11 protein-coding genes are annotated in these 16366 nt (G+C 72.1%); 9 read left to right on the forward strand and 2 right to left on the reverse strand.

Annotated features, from left to right (window positions below):
• The first annotated feature begins 28 nt into the window (after positions 1-28).
• Together ACOWU6_RS06805 and ACOWU6_RS06810 are read left to right on the forward strand one after the other, a co-directional pair.
• Positions 29-1126, forward strand: a complete 1098-nt coding sequence (locus ACOWU6_RS06805) for an enoyl-CoA hydratase/isomerase family protein (RefSeq protein ID WP_421075230.1) — start codon at positions 29-31, stop codon at positions 1124-1126.
• 2 nt (positions 1127-1128) lie between these two features.
• Entirely contained in the window at positions 1129-1971 is an 843-nt protein-coding gene (locus ACOWU6_RS06810) for a TIGR03620 family F420-dependent LLM class oxidoreductase (protein WP_421075192.1), read from the forward strand.
• A 33-nt stretch (positions 1972-2004) separates the two neighbouring features.
• On the opposite strand, the gene ACOWU6_RS06815 is transcribed toward ACOWU6_RS06810, so the two are convergent.
• Complete coding sequence (locus ACOWU6_RS06815; protein WP_421075193.1) at positions 2005-3096, reverse strand: substrate-binding domain-containing protein; 1092 nt, start codon at positions 3094-3096, stop codon at positions 2005-2007.
• A complete protein-coding gene (locus ACOWU6_RS06820; protein WP_421075194.1) occupies positions 3093-4991 on the reverse strand; it encodes a heparinase II/III domain-containing protein in 1899 nt (632 codons plus the stop codon). The genes ACOWU6_RS06815 and ACOWU6_RS06820 overlap by 4 nt, the downstream gene beginning before the upstream one ends.
• A gap of 143 nt (positions 4992-5134) precedes the next feature.
• Here ACOWU6_RS06820 and ACOWU6_RS06825 point away from each other — a divergent pair, with 143 nt between their 5' ends.
• The 7 genes from ACOWU6_RS06825 (at position 5135) to ACOWU6_RS06855 (ending at position 16322) form a co-directional block, all read left to right on the forward strand.
• Positions 5135-7090, forward strand: coding sequence for a DUF2264 domain-containing protein (locus tag ACOWU6_RS06825; RefSeq protein WP_421075195.1), 1956 nt, complete (start codon positions 5135-5137; stop codon positions 7088-7090).
• A gap of 44 nt (positions 7091-7134) precedes the next feature.
• Complete coding sequence (locus ACOWU6_RS06830) at positions 7135-8433, forward strand: ABC transporter substrate-binding protein (protein WP_421075196.1); 1299 nt, start codon at positions 7135-7137, stop codon at positions 8431-8433.
• Between the two features lie 284 nt (positions 8434-8717).
• On the forward strand, positions 8718-9632 hold the full coding sequence (locus ACOWU6_RS06835; protein WP_271172911.1) for a carbohydrate ABC transporter permease: 915 nt from the start codon (positions 8718-8720) through the stop codon (positions 9630-9632).
• Positions 9632-10546: a carbohydrate ABC transporter permease gene (locus ACOWU6_RS06840; RefSeq protein ID WP_271172910.1), complete on the forward strand. Its 915-nt coding sequence runs from the start codon at positions 9632-9634 to the stop codon at positions 10544-10546. The genes ACOWU6_RS06835 and ACOWU6_RS06840 overlap by 1 nt, the downstream gene beginning before the upstream one ends.
• A 2-nt stretch (positions 10547-10548) precedes the next feature.
• Positions 10549-11211 (forward strand): ferredoxin-NADPH reductase, encoded by a 663-nt coding sequence (locus tag ACOWU6_RS06845; RefSeq protein WP_421075197.1) that lies wholly within the window; start codon positions 10549-10551, stop codon positions 11209-11211.
• A gap of 27 nt (positions 11212-11238) precedes the next feature.
• On the forward strand, positions 11239-12255 hold the full coding sequence (locus tag ACOWU6_RS06850; RefSeq protein ID WP_324013783.1) for a hydroxyacid dehydrogenase: 1017 nt from the start codon (positions 11239-11241) through the stop codon (positions 12253-12255).
• A 104-nt stretch (positions 12256-12359) separates the two neighbouring features.
• On the forward strand, positions 12360-16322 hold the full coding sequence (locus ACOWU6_RS06855) for a hypothetical protein (protein ID WP_421075198.1): 3963 nt from the start codon (positions 12360-12362) through the stop codon (positions 16320-16322).
• The last annotated feature ends 44 nt before the right edge of the window (positions 16323-16366 follow it).

Genomic DNA, 16366 nt, shown 5'->3' on the forward strand with positions numbered 1-16366 from the left:
ACGCGCGCCGGGTAACGTGGCACGCGTGATGGACACGACGCCTTCGGCCAGAGTCGCCGCGAAGATGCAGAGCGGGGTGGGGCGCATCACGCTCGACCGCCCCGAGGCCATCAACGCCCTCTCGCTCGAGATGCTCCAGGCCGTGGGCGAGATCCTGGACGGATGGCGGGATGAGCCGGATGTCGCGATCGTGCTGCTCGAGGGCGCCGGCGACCGCGGGTTCTCGGCGGGCGGCGACATCCGCGCCCTGTACGCGAGCATGCTCGACGGCGGCGAGCCGGCCGCCGAGCCGTTCTTCCGCGTCGAGTACCGCGTCGACGCCGAGGTCGCCGCGTATCCCAAGCCCATCGTCGCGATCGCCGACGGCGTCACCATGGGCGGCGGGATCGGGCTCGCCGGCAACGCGCACGTCCGCATCGTGACCGAGCGCTCGCGCCTCGCGATGCCCGAGACGCGCATCGGATTCTCGCCCGACGCCGGCGGATCGTGGCTCCTCGCGCACGCGCCAGGCCGTCTCGGCGAGTACCTCGCGCTCACGAGCGACACGATGGACCCCGCCGACGCCATCCACTGCGGCTTCGCCGACCACTACGTCCCGAGCGACCGCATCCCGTCGGTCGTCGACGCCCTCGAGATGCGCGCGGACCCGGCCACGCCGACCGAGCTCGTCATGCTCTTCGACGAGACGCCGGAGCCGAGCCGGATCCAGCGCGCGCAGCCGTGGATCGACCGCGCCTTCTCGGCCGACACGCTCCCCGAGATCCGCGAGCGGCTCGAGCAGCTGGTCGCGGAGGGCGTCGCCGCCGACGAGGACCCGTCGCCGGCCACGGCCCTCGCGGCCCTCGACGAGCGCTCGCCGACCGCGCTCGTCGTCACGCTCGGGGCCATCCGCTCGGCTCGCGCGCTGCCGTCGCAGCGCCACGCGCTCGAGCAGGAGTACCACCTCATGTGCTGGTACCTCGCGACGCAGCCCGACCTCGTCGAGGGCATCAGGGCGCAGGTGATCGACAAGGACCGGCAGCCGCGCTGGAACCCGGCTACGGTGGCGGATGTGCACCCCGACACGGTGGGCACGGCCTTCGCGCACCGCGCGGAGCGGATGCTGTTCCCCGACCTGGAGAGGTGAGCATGACCGACAAGGCGGAGTTCGGCTCCTACGGCGTGTGGCGCCCCGCGGCGCGCCTCGACGGCGCCTTCGCCCAGGGCGTCGAGCAGCTCGGATACGGAACGCTGTGGGTGGGCGGGTCGCCCGCGCAGGACCTCGTGATCGTCGAGGAGCTCCTCGACGCGACGACGTCGATCATCGTCGCGACCGGCATCGTCAACATCTGGCAGGCCGACGCCGAGAGCGTGGCTCGAGCGTTCCATCGGATCGAGGACGCGCATCCCGGTCGGCTCGTCCTCGGCATCGGCTCGGGGCACCGCGAGGCCACGCCGCACCGGGAGAAGCCGCTCGCCGCGCTCAACGCGTACCTCGACGTGCTCGACGCGGAGGGCGTCCGCCCCGATCAGCGCGTGCTCGCGGCGCTCGGCGACCGCACGCTCGCGCTCGCCGCGGAGCGCACGCTCGGCGCCCATCCGTACCTCACCGTCCCCGCGCACACCGCGCATGCGCGCGAGGTGCTCGGCGACGCGCTCCTCGCGCCGGAGATGAAGGTCGCGCTCGCCGACTCGGCCGAGGCCGCACGCGCGACGGCCAGGGCCTACCTCGAGCGTTACTTCCGGCTGTCGAACTACGTCGACGCGCTCAAGCGCTTCGGCGCGAGAGACGAGGACTTCGCCGACGGCGGGTCGGACGAGCTCATCGACGCCGTCGCGGCGAACCCCGACCCCGGGGCCGCGGCCGCCGCACTGCGCACGCACCTCGGCGCGGGCGCCGACCACGTGGCGCTGCAGCCGCTCGGAGACGACCCGCTCGGGTCGCTCGAGCGGCTCGCGCCGGCGCTCGGCCTCGAGCCCCTGCGGCACTGACCCGGCCGCGCCGCCGACGCGGAGCCGGCCGCGCTACGCCGGTGCCCCGGTCGACGCGCGCACGTTGAGCGCGGGGCTCAGCGTCACCCGGTGCACGGGACGCGACGGGTCGGCGATGCGCGCGAAGAGGAGCTCGAGCGCCGCGCGCCCGATCGCCGCACGCGGGGGAGCGACGCCCGTGAGGGCGGGCGTGAAGAGCTCGGCGAACTCGTCGTCGTACGCGACGACGGAGAGGTCGCCCGGCACCGACAGACCGCGCGAGAGCACGAGGTCGACGATCGCCATGGCCTCGCGGTCGGAGTGGACGAGCAGAGCCGTCACACCGGCCCTCAGCACGCTGTCGAGCATCTCGTCGACGCCCTTCGAGAAGCCGGGGGCGCCCCGGTCGGGCAGGATCCGCTCCACGTGCTCCGCGGGGGTGAGCTCGAGCTCGCGGCACGCGGCCGTCCATCCGGCGATGATCTTGCGCGAGGTCGGCGAGTTGCGCGAGATGAGGAGGCCGACCTTGCGGTGGCCCAGCTGCGCGAGGTGACGCGCCGCGAGCACCGCGCCGAGCGCGTGGTCGGTCGTGACGGACTCGACCGGGGCCCCGTCGGGGCGCGACACCGCCTCGCGCTCGGCGAGCACGAACGGGATCCCCGACGAGGTGAGCCACGCGATGACGTCCTGCGCGTACTCGGTGTCGGTGTTGGGCGCGACGACCAGCCCGGCGAGATCGCCCGCCTCGACCATCCGCTCGAGGACCGGGCGCTCGTCCTGCATGTCGTACGAGGTGCCGCGCAGGAGGATCGACGCGCCGCGCTCGCGGGCGGCGCCCTCGAGCGAGCGCACGACCTGCGGCCAGTAGAAGTCGAGCGACGGCACGAGCACGCCGATGCTCGCGGCCGACGCGCGGTCGGGCGAGCGCCGCCGGGCGACGACGCCTCCCGGCGGCGGCACGGCGCCGCCGTGCACGCGCATGAGCAGGCCCTCCTCCTCGAGCTGCTGGAGGTCGCGGCGCAGCGTCACGGCAGCCACGCCCAGGTCCTCGGTGAGCTGCGACACGCGGACGGCGCCCGCGCGCGCCAGCGCGTCGAGGATGAGGTCGCGGCGCGAGGCCGCGAGCGGCGCGCTCTGATCGGTCATCGTCCCTCCTCGGTCGATCCATCCTGGCGCACGGTGACCGTGAGCTCGGCGAGGCCCGACACGTCGATGTCGATGCGGACGAGGCGCTCGCCCCACACATGGGTGAGCATGGGGTCGGCGAGCGGCTGCTCGACGAGCCGTGCCGGGGCCGCGGGGTCCCACGACAGCTCGACGGGCCGCGCCCCGTCGAGCGGGACGATCCGCGCGGCGCCCTCCGCGAGGCTGACGTCGCCGGCCGCGAGCAGGCGGATCTCGGTCGCGCCGTCCCCGGGCGCGAGACGCCACGCGTCGACGATCGCGATCGTGCGTCGCGCGCGGTCGAGGCGGATGGCGCGGCGCCAGCTCTCGAGCTCGGGCACGTCGTAGGCGTCCGCGAGCTCGAGGACGAGCTCGGCGTCGCCGACGTCGACGAGGCGCGCCGCGCGCTCGCGCCCCTCCGACTGCCCCCGCCCGCGGATGAACGGGACGCTGTGCCACGCGCTCTGCATGGGCCAGAGCTCGTACCGCGCGTCGCTGAACGTCCGCGCCTCGTACGTCGGCCGGCCCGCATCCACGAGGACGGGCACTCCGTCGGATGCGACGATGACGCTCCCGACGTCGTCGTGGTTGTGGCTCTCGGCGTTGTGCCCTCCCTTGCCGACCACGGTCAGGCCGCGCGGCACGCCCTCGCGCTCGCGGACGACGAGCATCTCGGTCGAGGGGAGCCACACGCGCGCGGGCAGCGGATCGGAGCCCGGGCCGGCCGCGAGCCACGCGGGATCGGTCAGCCCGCGGAGCACCCGGCCGAGGCCCTCCGGCTCGGCGACGGCGGGGCGCGACGGATCGCGGTGGAGCGCGGCGAAGGCGGCCGCCGCGTCGTCGCCGACGCGACGCGCCGCGCGGTGGAGCGCGTGCCACGGCTGCGGCCCGGTCTGACGCGCCTGCCCGTCGGCGGCGTTCACGAACCACGGCCCGCCGAGGTGCATGCGATGCGGGAAGGCGATCGTCTCGCGCAGCGACGGGATGTCGCCGGTCACGTCGAGGCCGGTCGCGTGCGCGAGCACGTCGAGCGCCTCGAGCAGGCGGCACGCGCCGTTCCACCAGTAGGCGTAGCCCTCGTCGATCGCGCCGTCGAGGGGCAGCGCGGCGACGTAGCGGTCGAGGCCCTCGACGACGAGGGCGACGACGCGCGCCCGCTCGTCGCGCTGCTCGGGGGCGTCGAGCAGCCGCAGCGCGGCGACGAGCACGTTGCCGTGGATCCAGGGGTTCCAGTTGTGGACGTGTCCGTCGAGGCCGATCCACCGCCAGTCGCGGCGGCGGAGGAACGGCTCGAAGATCCGCACGTGCGCCTCGTGCCGCATGCGCGCCCGGATGCCGGGGAAGCGGGCCTCGAGCCGCTCGCCGACCGCGTGGTCGAGCCAGGCGAGCTGCGACACGACCTCGCCCGCGCCGAGATCGACATACGGATCGGTCACGGTCGCCAGGACGGCGCCGTGCCGATCGCGCGTGTCATCGTGCGCGGGCCAGCACCACGAGCTCTGCTCGCAGAGCATCACGACGCCGTCGAGCGTCTCGTCGAGCCACGTCTCCTCGCCCCCGGCGCCCGCGAGGACCGCGACGCGCGTGAGGCGCTCCTGGCGGGCGAAGGCGGGCGCCTCCCAGGCGACGCGGTCGCCGTCGCCGTGGAATCGGGCCGCGTCGTGCGCGCGCGGCTGCGGCCAGGGCTCCGGCAGCTCGCGCTCGGCCCGCGCGCGGAAGGCGGCGATGGCAGCGGGGTCTGCGTGCCACAGATCGGCGGGCGGAAGAGCGGCGTCGGGCTCGGCGAGTCGCTCGGCGAGGGCCCGGTCGAGGGCGTCCAGCTCGACGCCGGCTGCGCGCGCGAGCGCGTCCGCGAGCGGTCCACGGAAAGGGGTCATCGTCGATCTCCTCCTGCCCTCGGCGACATCCGCCGAAGTGATCAGAAACGATCATGCCCGTTCAAGAGTGTGTTTGCAAGAGCGGATCTGATTGATACGCTCCTCAACGTCAGCCCGCCCGCACGCCGTTCGAAGGGGAACCCGTGGCATTCGCACCCGCCCGCGCAGCGCACTCGTCCGAGTGGACGCGCGCCGACTGGACGGCCTACGCCGACCGCCTCCTGGAGGGCGCGATGGCGCACGGCTCCGCCGGCCGCGGGCGCATCCTCATCCCCGGCGCCGAGGGCGGCTACGGACGCGACGTCGACGGCCTCGAGGGCTTCGCGCGCACCTTCCTCATCGCGGGCTTCCGCATCGCGGGAGAGCGCGGCCGCGGCGTCGACCACCTCATCGACTTCTTCTCGCAGGGCATCCGCGCGGGCGTCGATCCCGACGCACCCGACCGCTGGGTGCGCATGGAGGAGCATGCGCAGGCGAAGGTCGAGGCCGCGTCGATCGCGCTCATCCTCGACCTGACCCGCCCCTGGATCTGGGACCGCCTCGACGCGCTCACGCAGCAGCGCGTGATCGACTACCTGGCTCCCGCGGTCGGCGACGACACCTATCCGCCGATCAACTGGCTGTGGTTCCGCGTCGTCGTGCAGACCTTCCTGCGCTCGGTGGGCGGCCCCTGGTCCGCCGACGACATCGCCGCGGATCTCGCGCTGCACGACACGTTCGCGCGCGGCGAGGGGTGGATGGCCGACGGCGCGGCGCGCTCGTACGACCACTACGTCGGCTGGGCTCTGCACCTCTACCCCGTGCTCTGGGCGCGCATGACGGGCGCCGCCGATCTCGCCGGCGACCGCATCGCGGCAGACCGGGCGTCGCTCGACCGCTTCCTGCAGGACGCCCTGCACCTCGTCGGCGCCGACGGCTCGCCCCTCATCCAGGGCCGCAGCCTCATCTACCGCTTCGCGGCGGCCGCGCCGTTCTGGGCGGGTGTCGTCGCCGACGTGCCGTCGGTCTCCGCGGGCGCGCTGCGTCATGCGGCCGCACGGATCGTGTCGCACTTCGCCGACCGGGGCATCCCCGACGACGGCGGCGTGCTGACGATGGGCTGGCACGGCGAATGGCGCCAGCTCGCGCAGTCGTACTCGGGGCCGGGCTCTCCCTACTGGGCCGCCAAGGGCCTGATCGGGATCATGCTCCCGGCCGACCATCCGGTCTGGGACGCTCCCGCGGAGCCGCTCCCCGTCGAGCGCGGCGACTTCGTGCGCGCGATCGCGGCGCCGGGGTGGATCGTCTCGGGCACGGCCCGGGACGGCATCGTGCGCGTCGCGAACCACGGCACGGACCACGAGGTCGAGGGGGCGCTCGTCGCCGACTCGCCGCTGTACGCGCGGCTCGGATACTCGACCGCCACGAGTCCGCTGCTCGACGCGCGCGGATGGCGCGAGCCGCTCGAGCAGTCCGTCTCGCTCGTCGACCCGACCGGCGCCGCGACCCACCGCGCCGGCATGTCCTTCCACGGGGTGCGCGCGGGCGACGGCGTCGGCGTCGGCGCATCGACCGCGGTCGCGCACACCTTCTCGGCCGATGCCGACCAGGTCGCGCACGGCTCGGGCCTGCGCGGCACGGCAGAGGCGGTCGCGCGGCTGTCGGTCGTGTCGATCGTCCGCGGCGCGCACGAGGTGCGCCTCGCGCGAGTCGACGACCCCGAGAGCAGCCTCGCCGGATGGCGGCTGCGCTGGGGCGGATGGCCCGCCGCGGGCGCCCGGGTCGACGCGCGCGTCGAGACCGCACCCGACGCGATCGCGATCGCGTCCGTCGAGGGCGCGACCAGTGCCATCCGCGCGCTCGGGCACGTCGCGAGCGCCCGGGTCGAGCAGCGACGCGACGCGAGCCCGCTCGGCGAGACCGCCGCCGTCCCCGTTCTCGAGAGCGCGGTCGTCGTCGGCGAGTGGCGTGCGGTCGAACTCGCCCTCTCCGGCCCCGAGGAGCTGCCGCACGTGCAGCTCCGTCTCGACGGCGACAGCGCGCACATCACCTGGCCCGACGGCGTCGAGACGACGACGGCCCTCTCAGACCTCCGCCTCGCGCAGCCCGCGCAGCGGTGATCCCCGAACACCCGAAAATCCTGCAGCAAAGGAGCAGCACTCCCATGAAGAAGCGCATCATCGCCGCATCGGCCGGCCTCGCGGCCTCGGCCATCGCCCTCGCCGGATGCGGCGGCGGCACGCCGGCGGCCGATCCCGACGGGCCGGTCACGCTCACCGTCTCCGGCTGGAGCGTCGAGACGACGCCCGAGTTCCAGCTCCTCGCCGACCTGTTCGAGGACGCCAACCCCGACGTGACGGTCGAGATCGTCGACTACGACCCGGTCGAGTACAACACCCTCGTGACGGCCGACCTCGCCGCGGGCAAGGGCCCCGACATCATCACCCAGAAGGAGGTCAAGCACGTCACGACCTTCCAGGAGGGCGGGCAGCTGCTCGACGTGTCCGACGTCGAGCTGCCCGAGGGGATCGGCGGGGCCGCGTCGTACGAGGTCGACGGCACGGCGTACGCGGTGCCGTACCGCCAGGACTCGTGGGTCCTCTTCTACAACAAGGCGCTCTTCGACGAGGCGGGCGTCGCCCAGCCCGACGGATCGTGGACCTGGGACGACTACGAGGCGGCCGCCGAGGAGCTCACGACCAAGCTCGGCGAGACGGGATCGACCGCGAAGGGCGCATACCAGCACGGCTGGCAGTCGATCGTGCAGGGCTTCGCGACCGCGCAGAGCGAGGGCGCCGACCTGCTGAGCGGGGACTACGACTACTTCGCCCCGTACTACGAGCGCGTCCTCGTGCTGCAGGAGACCGGCGCCCAGGAGGCGTACAACACCGTCACGGCGAACCAGCTCACCTACCAGGGCGAGTTCGGCAAGCAGAAGGCCGCCATGCTGCCCATGGGCACGTGGTTCGTCGCGACCCTCATCGCGCAGCAGGCCTCGGGTGAGGCCGACGACTTCGAGTGGGGCATCGCGCCGATCCCGCAGCAGGACGCCTCCACGACCGGGCTCGACGCGACGCCGGTCACGTTCGGTGACCCGACGGGTCTCGCGATCAACGCCAACATCGACCAGAGCAAGGTCGAGATCGCGAAGGACTTCCTTGCCTTCGCCGCGAGCGAGGAGGCCGCGACGGCCCTCGCCGGCATCGGCATCTCGCCCGCCCTGTTCACCGACCCGGTCGTCGAGGCGTACTTCGGCGTCGAGGGCGCTCCGCAGGACGAGCTGTCGGCGTTCGCCGTGCAGACCCACGAGACGAAGGCCGAGAGCCCGACGTCGAGCAAGACCGCCGCGGTGCAGAACATCCTCGCCGACATGCACTCGGCCATCCTGTCCGGCTCGGCTGACGTCGACGCCGCGATCGCAGAGGCCGAGGAGCGCGTCGCCAACGAGGTCGGCACCGAGTAGCACTCAGCGAGCCGCATTCCGGTCGTTGAGCGAGCGCAGCGAGTCGTAGCACTCAGCGAGCGCAGCGACCCGCTTCCCGGTCGTTGAGCGAGCGCAGCGAGTCGTAGCACTCAGCGAGCGCAGCGAGCCGCTTCCCGGTCGTTGAGCGAGCGCAGCGAGTCGAAACGTCGCAAGCCGACCTCGAGACGAGGCACCGCGTTTCGACTCGCTCGTTCCTCGCTCGCTCAACGACCGGAGTGAACGACATCGCGCGTGAGACATCAGGACCAGGACCTAGGAGCATCATGACCACCACCGCGACGGCGCCGCCTGCACGGCGTCGCCCATCCCGCCTGCGGATGCGCAACACCCTCATCGGGTGGAGCTTCATCCTGCCGAACTTCCTCGGGTTCGCCGTCCTCACGCTCGTGCCCGTGGTCGTCCTGTTCTACATGTCCCTCACGAACTGGAACATCTTCGGATCGTCGCAGTTCGTCGGGCTGCAGAACTTCCAGCGCCTGCTCGGCGACGGGAGCTTCCGGACCGCGTTCGTCAACACGCTGTACTACTCGGTCCTGCACATCCCGCTCACGATCGTCGTGTCGCTGGGGCTCGCGCTCCTGCTCAACAACAAGCTGCGCGGCGTCGCGTTCTTCCGCACCGCCGCGTTCTTCCCCTACATCACGTCGATCGTCGCGATCGCGCTCGTGTGGAACCTCCTGTTCAGCCCGCAGTACGGCCCGATCAACGAGATCCTCCGCTTCATCGGGATCGCCGAGCCGCCCGGATGGCTCACCTCGGCCGAGTGGGCGATGCCCGCGGTCGTGATCATCAGCACGTGGCGCGACATGGGCTACTACATGGTGCTCTTCCTCGCGGCGCTGCAGACGGTGCCGCGCGAGCTGCACGAGGCGGCCCGGATGGATGGCGCGAACGTCTTCGAGCGGTTCTGGAACGTCACGATCCCGATGCTGCGGCCGACGATGTTCTTCGTCACGGTCATGCTCACGATCAACTCGTTCAAGATCTTCGACCTCATCCTCGTGCTCACCAACGGCGGTCCCGGCCAGTCGACGACCGTGATCTCGCAGTTCATCTACCGCAAGGGCTTCGAGGAGAACCAGTTCGGCTACGCGTCCGCCGCGGCCGTCGTGCTCTTCCTCCTGTGCATCGTCGTGACGATCGCGCAGTTCCTGTGGAACAAGCGGAAGGACTCGTGATGAGCGAGACGATGACCCTCGTCGCCCCCGAGCCGACCCGTCGCCGGCTCTCGATCGACCCGAAGCCCCGCCCGCGCGGCGCGGGAGGGAAGGCGCACCCGATCGCCCGCGCGCTCCTCTACGTCGCGCTCATCGCGGCGGCGGCCGCCATGCTCACTCCGTTCTTCTGGATGATCATGAGCTCGCTCAAGGAGGCCAACGCGGTCTTCTCGGTGCCGATCCGCTGGATCCCCGAGGTGTTCGTGTGGGACAACTACGTGGAGATCTGGACGCGCTCCGACATCGTCACGTGGATCCGCAACACGCTCGTCCTCTCGGTCACGGTCACGGCCCTGCAGGTGCTGACCGGCTCGTTCGCGGCGTACGGGTTCTCCCGGATCCGCTTCCCCGGCCGCGACGCGCTGTTCCTCCTCTACGTCGCGACGATCGCCGTCCCGTGGCAGTCGTACATGATCCCGCAGTTCATCCTGCTGTCGGACGCGGGGCTCGCGAACACGCTGTGGTCGATCATCCTGCTCCAGGCGTTCGGCGCGTTCGGCGTGTTCCTCATGAAGCAGTTCTACGAGACCGTCCCCGAGGACCTGTCCGAGGCGGCGCGCCTCGACGGGCTCAGCGAGTACGGCATCTGGCGCCGGATCATGCTCCCGCTGTCGGTGCCGGCGATCGCGAGCCTGTCGCTCCTCACCTTCGTGAACACGTGGAACGACTACCTCGGACCGCTCATCTACCTGCGCGACCCGAGCCTGTGGACGATGCAGCTGGGTCTCAAGAACTTCGTCTCGAGCCTCTACGACGTGGACTACGGCGTGCTCTTCGCGGGCCTCGTGATCTCGATCCTGCCGATCGCGATCGTCTTCCTCCTCGGCCAGCGGTTCTTCGTCGAGGGCATCGCGACGAGCGGCATGAAGGGCTGATCATGAAGCGCATCCCGCACAGCGTGTACGCGACGCTCTTCGGCGTCGTGCACCTCGCGCTCGGCGTGAACCTCGCGCTCGCCGCGGTCGCCCTGCCGTTCATCGCGCTGCTCCTGACAACCGACCCCTCCCTCTCGTGGCCCGCGCTCGCGCTCGCCGCGGTGCTCGCGGGGCCCGGCGTCGCCGCCGCGTTCGGCACGTTCCGGGCGCACGCCGACGGCGAGACCGGCGTCCTGCGCGCCTTCGCCCGTTCGCTGCGCGCGACCTGGCGACGCGCCCTCGCGCTCTCCGCGCTCGTCGGCGCCGTCGTGACCGTCGCCCTCGTCGACGTGTTCGTGCTCGTGCCGACCGGCGCCGGCGCGGTCGTCGCCCCGCTGCTCATCGTCGTCGCCCTGCTCGCGATCGCGATGGGGATGGTCGGGATGGTCGCGGTCGCGGAGGATCCGGACGCGCGGCTGCGCGACGTGCTGCGCGCGGGCCTCGTGCTCGCCGTGCGGCGCTGGCCGCTCACCGTCGCCTCGTTCGCCGTCGTCGCCGTGCAGGCAGCGGTCGTCGTCGCCGCGCCCGCGCTCGGGATCGGGCTCACGGCAGCCGCGTGCCTCTACGTGGTGTGGGCAGGCGGGCGCTACACCCTGCAGCCCGTGCTCGCGCCCGCGGAGTCCTGACCCTCCCCTCTCTCCCGAAGGACCACCATGAACCCGCCCGCCATCGCCATCCGCCCGCGCATCGTGAGCGCCGTCGGCTCCGGCGCGTTCGCCCCCGAGTCCGAGACGCACCTCGCTCGGGAGCTGGCCGCCCACGGCGAGCTGCTCGCGACCGTCGACGCGTTCGACACCCCCGAGGCGCTCGCCGCGCTCGCCGAGGCCGACGTGCTCATCACCGGCTGGCGCACGCCGCGCGTCGACGCGGCCGTGCTCGATCGCGCGCCTCGGCTGCGCTGGATCCTGCACGTCGCCGGATCCGTGAAGGACCAGCTCGACCCCGTCGTGTGGGAGCGCGGCATCCAGGTGAGCTCGGCTGTCGATGCGAACGCCGTGCCCGTCGCCGAGTTCACCCTCGCCGCCATTCTCATGTCGAACAAGCGCATCGTGCAGATCGCGCGCGAGTACCGCGAGCGCCGCGAGCTCATCGACCAGGCCGGGCTCGGCGTCGTCGGCAACTACCGGCGCGTCGTCGGCATCGTCGGCGCGTCGCGCATCGGCCGCCGCGTCGTCGAGCTCCTGCGCCCGTTCGACCTCGACGTGCTCCTGTTCGACCCCACGCTGTCCGACGACGCGGTGACCGCACTCGGCGCGCGGCCGGTCACGCTCGCCGAGCTGTGCGCCGAGAGCGATGTCGTGTCGGTGCACGCGCCCTCGCTGCCGTCGACGCGCGGTCTCATCTCCGCGCCGCTCATCGCGTCGATGCGCCCCGGCGCGACGTTCATCAACACGGCCCGCGGCGAGATCGTCGACCAGGAGGCGCTCACCGAGCGGATCCTCGTCGGAGACCTGCACGCGGTGCTCGACGTGACCGTCCCGTGGGCGCTCCCGCCCGACCATCCGCTCTACGACCACCCGAACGTGCTGCTCACGCCGCACATCGCCGGGTCCGTCGGCACCGAGGTCGATCGCATGATCGACACCGAGATCGCCGAGCTCCGCCGCGTCGCCGCGGGGGAGCCGCTCGCCCACCCCGTCCTGCTCGAATCGCTCGTCATCGCCGCCTGAGGCACTCCGCCTGAGGCACTCCGCCTGAGGCGCTCCGCCTGAGGCGCTCCGCCCGAGAGGCACCTGCCTCGCGAGGCACATCCGCAAGACGAAGGAGTCTTCGCATGCCCTCACCCGCCCGCACCGCGGGAGCCGCCGCCGTCGCGCTCGCCGCGCTCACGGCATCCGCCCTCGTCGCACCCGCCGCCCAGGCGGCCGACGAGACCGTTCAGATCGCCGTCGACGGCGGCGACATCCGACCCGACAACACGGCGGGCCTGCCCTTCAAGGGGCTCGGCGTGCTCAGCGCGAACTCCACGAGCAACCTGCTCATGGACTACAAGGCCGAGCACCCCGATGCGTACTGGCAGCTCATCGATGTGCTGTTCGGCGGCGAGTACCCGCTGATCAGCCACGTGAAGATCGAGATGGGCTCCGACACGAACAACTCGACGGGGGCGGACGCGGCCACGATGCGCACTCCCGACGAGCTCGCGGACGCGTCGCGCTCGCCCGGATGGCAGCTGGCCGCCGACGCGAAGACGGTGAACCCCGACGTGAAGGTGTCGATCCTGCGCTGGACGATGCCGCAGTGGGTGCAGACCGCCTGGAGCGCCGGCACCGGCCAGGACGAGATGTACACCTGGTACAAGGAGACCATCCTCGACGCGTACGAGAAATACGGCTTCATCGTCGACTACGTGAACCCCGACACCAACGAGACGACGAACCCCGACATCGCGTTCGTGAAGTGGTACGCGGACCGCGTCGCGAACGACACCGACTTCGCCGACCCCCGCTACGGGATCCCCGCCGACGAGCAGGAGGCCGTCGGCGAGGCGTACCGGTCCATTCGGATCGTCGCGTCCGACGAGAACCAGACGAAGAAGATCGGCCCCGCGCTGCTCGACGACCCCGAGCTGTTCGACATCGTCGACGCCGTCGGCTACCACTACAACACGGACGACCGGCTCGACGGCGACCCGACGAGCAGCACCTACCAGCCGTACACGAAGCTCGCGACGGGACAGACGCCCACCGGAGAGGATCGCGAGGTCTGGTACTCGGAGGGCGTGGGCTCGTTCGGCTACACCGACTACCGCGTGAACAACACGGACGGCCCGGGCGGCGCGTCGACGGGGATCGGCGGCGTGCAGAGCGCGCTCGACCTCGCGAACCGCGTCGTCAAGGGGTACGCGAATTCCAAGCGCACGCACTACATCTTCCAGCCCGCGATCGGCTCGTTCTACGAGGGGGCGCAGTACAGCCACAAGGAGCTGCTGAGCGCCCGCGACCCGTGGTCGGGATCCATCCACTACGACGCGGCGACGTATGTGATGCGCCACTTCACGTCGTTCGCGAAGACCGGGTGGGAGAACGCCGACAACACCGCCGGCATCTGGCGGACCATCCCCGAGGCGAGCGCGAGCGGCGTCCTGGGCACGGAGAACCTCGACGGGTCGAACGGGGCGCCGAGCTACATGACGCTCGCGGCGCCCGACGCCTCGGACTTCTCGACCGTGGTCGTGAACGACAGCGACCAGACGAAGACCTACCGCATCGCGCCATCCGCCCTCGCGCTCGGCGACGACCTCACGGCGGAGCTCTGGGAGACCCGCGCAGCCGACGCCGGCGAGGCCTACGACGCGAACATGCTGCACCTCGCCCAGGAGCTGCAGCCCGCATCCGACGGCTCGTACACCTTCGCGGTCGCGCCGAGGTCGATCATCACCTTCACGACGCTCGATCGCTCGGGTGACGCCGACCTCGCCGAGCGCCTTCCGGAGCATGCCGAGCGCGCCGTGCTCGACACCGACGAGACCGGCGGCGCTCTCGACGCATCGGACGAGGTGCTCTACGCCGACGACTTCGAGTACGACGAGGAGGGACCGGTGCGCGTCGGCGTCGACAACGGCGCGCGGACGGAGGAGCAGGACTACCTGACCTCGCGCGGCCACCAGCCCCGCTACATGGTCGACCAGACCGGGGCGTGGGAGGTCGGCGACGACGGCACCGGAGACCGCGTGCTCTTCCAGCGGATGGATCAGTCCATGAAGGACACGCGCGCCTGGAACGTGCGCCAGCCGAACACGCTCGTCGGCGACTTCCGCTGGCAGAACTACCGGGCGTCCGTCGACGTGTCGTTCGTCGACGCGGCGGGCGGGCTCGCGCGCCTGGGCGTGCGGCAGCAGAAGGGGATGGGCGCGGGCGACGCCGCGTACAGCATCCGCATCACGAAGGCGGGCGCGTGGACGCTCGCGCGCCACGACACGACGGTCGCGAGCGGCTCGGTCGCCGCAGCGGATGGCTACGGTCTCGCGATCGAGGCCAAGGGCGCGCAGATCACGGCATGGGTCGACGGCGAGCAGGTGGCGACGTGGACCGACCCCAACCCGGAGTACGCCGGTCGCGTGAACCTCGGCACGGAGTTCCACGAGGTCGCGTTCGACGACCTGCGCGTGGAGAAGGTCGACGGCTACACCGCCTACGCCTCGGAGCTCGTCGACAACATGGACTCCCGCGTGGCGTACACCGGGGCGTGGGCGCACAAGGCCACGGCCGGCAGCGCCGACGACTGGTACCGCTCGACGTCGACCACGTCGGCCGCGGGCGCGACGGCGACGATCGCGTTCTCGGGCACGGGCGTCGACCTCATCGGCGGGAACGCCGCGGGTGCGCGCATCCGCGTCTCGGTCGACGGGCAGCCCGTCGAGGGCGCGACGCTGCGCGCGACCTCGAAGCGCGAGGCGGCGTACTCCCTGCGCGGCCTGCCCGACGGCGAGCACACGGTCGTGATCGAGGTGGTCTCGGGAACGGTCGTCATCGACGGCTACTCCGTCATCTCGGGCGTCGTCGACGGAACCGTCGACACCGACGAGATCCGCGACGCACTCGACGACACCGCCGGCTACGAGCAGGGGGACTACTCGGAGACCTCGTGGGCCGCTTTCGCCGCCGCGCGCGCGGCAGCCGAGGCGGCGGTCGACGGCCAGGCAGGTCTCGACGCGATCGGCGCCGCCCAGCTCGCCGCGCGGCTGGAGTCCGCGGCCAACGGGCTGCGGCCGGCGGATGTGACGGACGACGTGCGCGATCTCGGCCTGGCCGGCGCTGTCTCGGTCGGCGGCGACCTCCCGGCATCCGTCGTCATCGACGGCGTCGAGCGTGCGGTGCAGTGGGCGCCAGGGAGCGACGAGGCCGAGCGTCAGCCCTACGCGGCGGTGACCGTGCTCGGCTGGACGACCGAGCCGATCGCCGACGGCCGGAAGCAGCAGATCTCCGCCCGCTTCCAGGTCGTGCCCGACGGCATCCGGTACTTCATCGACTCGGGCGTGCCGAGCGGCCAGGCGTCACCCGCGTTCGATGCCGTGTCGCGCACGTTCGATCTCGCGAACGACGCCGTCGACCGGGCCTCGGCCGACGCGGCCTCGTGGGGCTTCGTCAACGACGGGCTCAACGTGAAGGGCGGGACGGATGTGAACGACATCTTCTCCACCGGGCTGTGGGCGGGCGCGGGCAAGACGGTGCGCTACCGGCTGCCTCTCGATGCCGGCGAGTACACCCTGACGGCCGGGTTCACGGAGTGGTGGGGGCAGAACCGCCCCATGGCGACCGAGGTGTCGTTCACGGACTCGACGGGGACGCACACCGTCGCCGGGGCGCCGGTCTCCCTCTCGAGCAGCACGACGCGGGCGACGAGCGACGTGACGTTCACGCTGACCGAGCCGACGACCGTCACCTACACCGTGCGGAAGACCGGTTCGCAGGACCCCGTGATCAGCTGGCTCGCGGTCGCACAGGCGGACGAGCCCTCGTTCGAGGCGTCGGCGACCGCGTCGCTGCGGTGCGTCGGAGGCAAGGCGGTCGCGGTCGTCGAGGGCGCCGTCGCGGACGGGTCGTTCGAGATCACCACGCCGTTCGGGGCGAAGACCCTGCAGGTCGACGCGGAGAAGAAGCGGTCGGCGAGCTTCTCGACCCGCGAGGCGTCGGTGCCGGAAGGCGAGGCGTCGGTCGAGATCACCGGCGAGATCGACGGCGAGGCGGTGACGGAGACGCTCACCGCCGCGTACGGCCCGCTCTCCTGCGGCTGAGGGGAGGCGGACCCGCGTGACCGCGGGACACAGCGCAGGAGATC

The organism is Microbacterium sp. SA156 (genome assembly GCF_049065455.1).
GTDB lineage: Bacteria > Actinomycetota > Actinomycetes > Actinomycetales > Microbacteriaceae > Microbacterium > Microbacterium barkeri.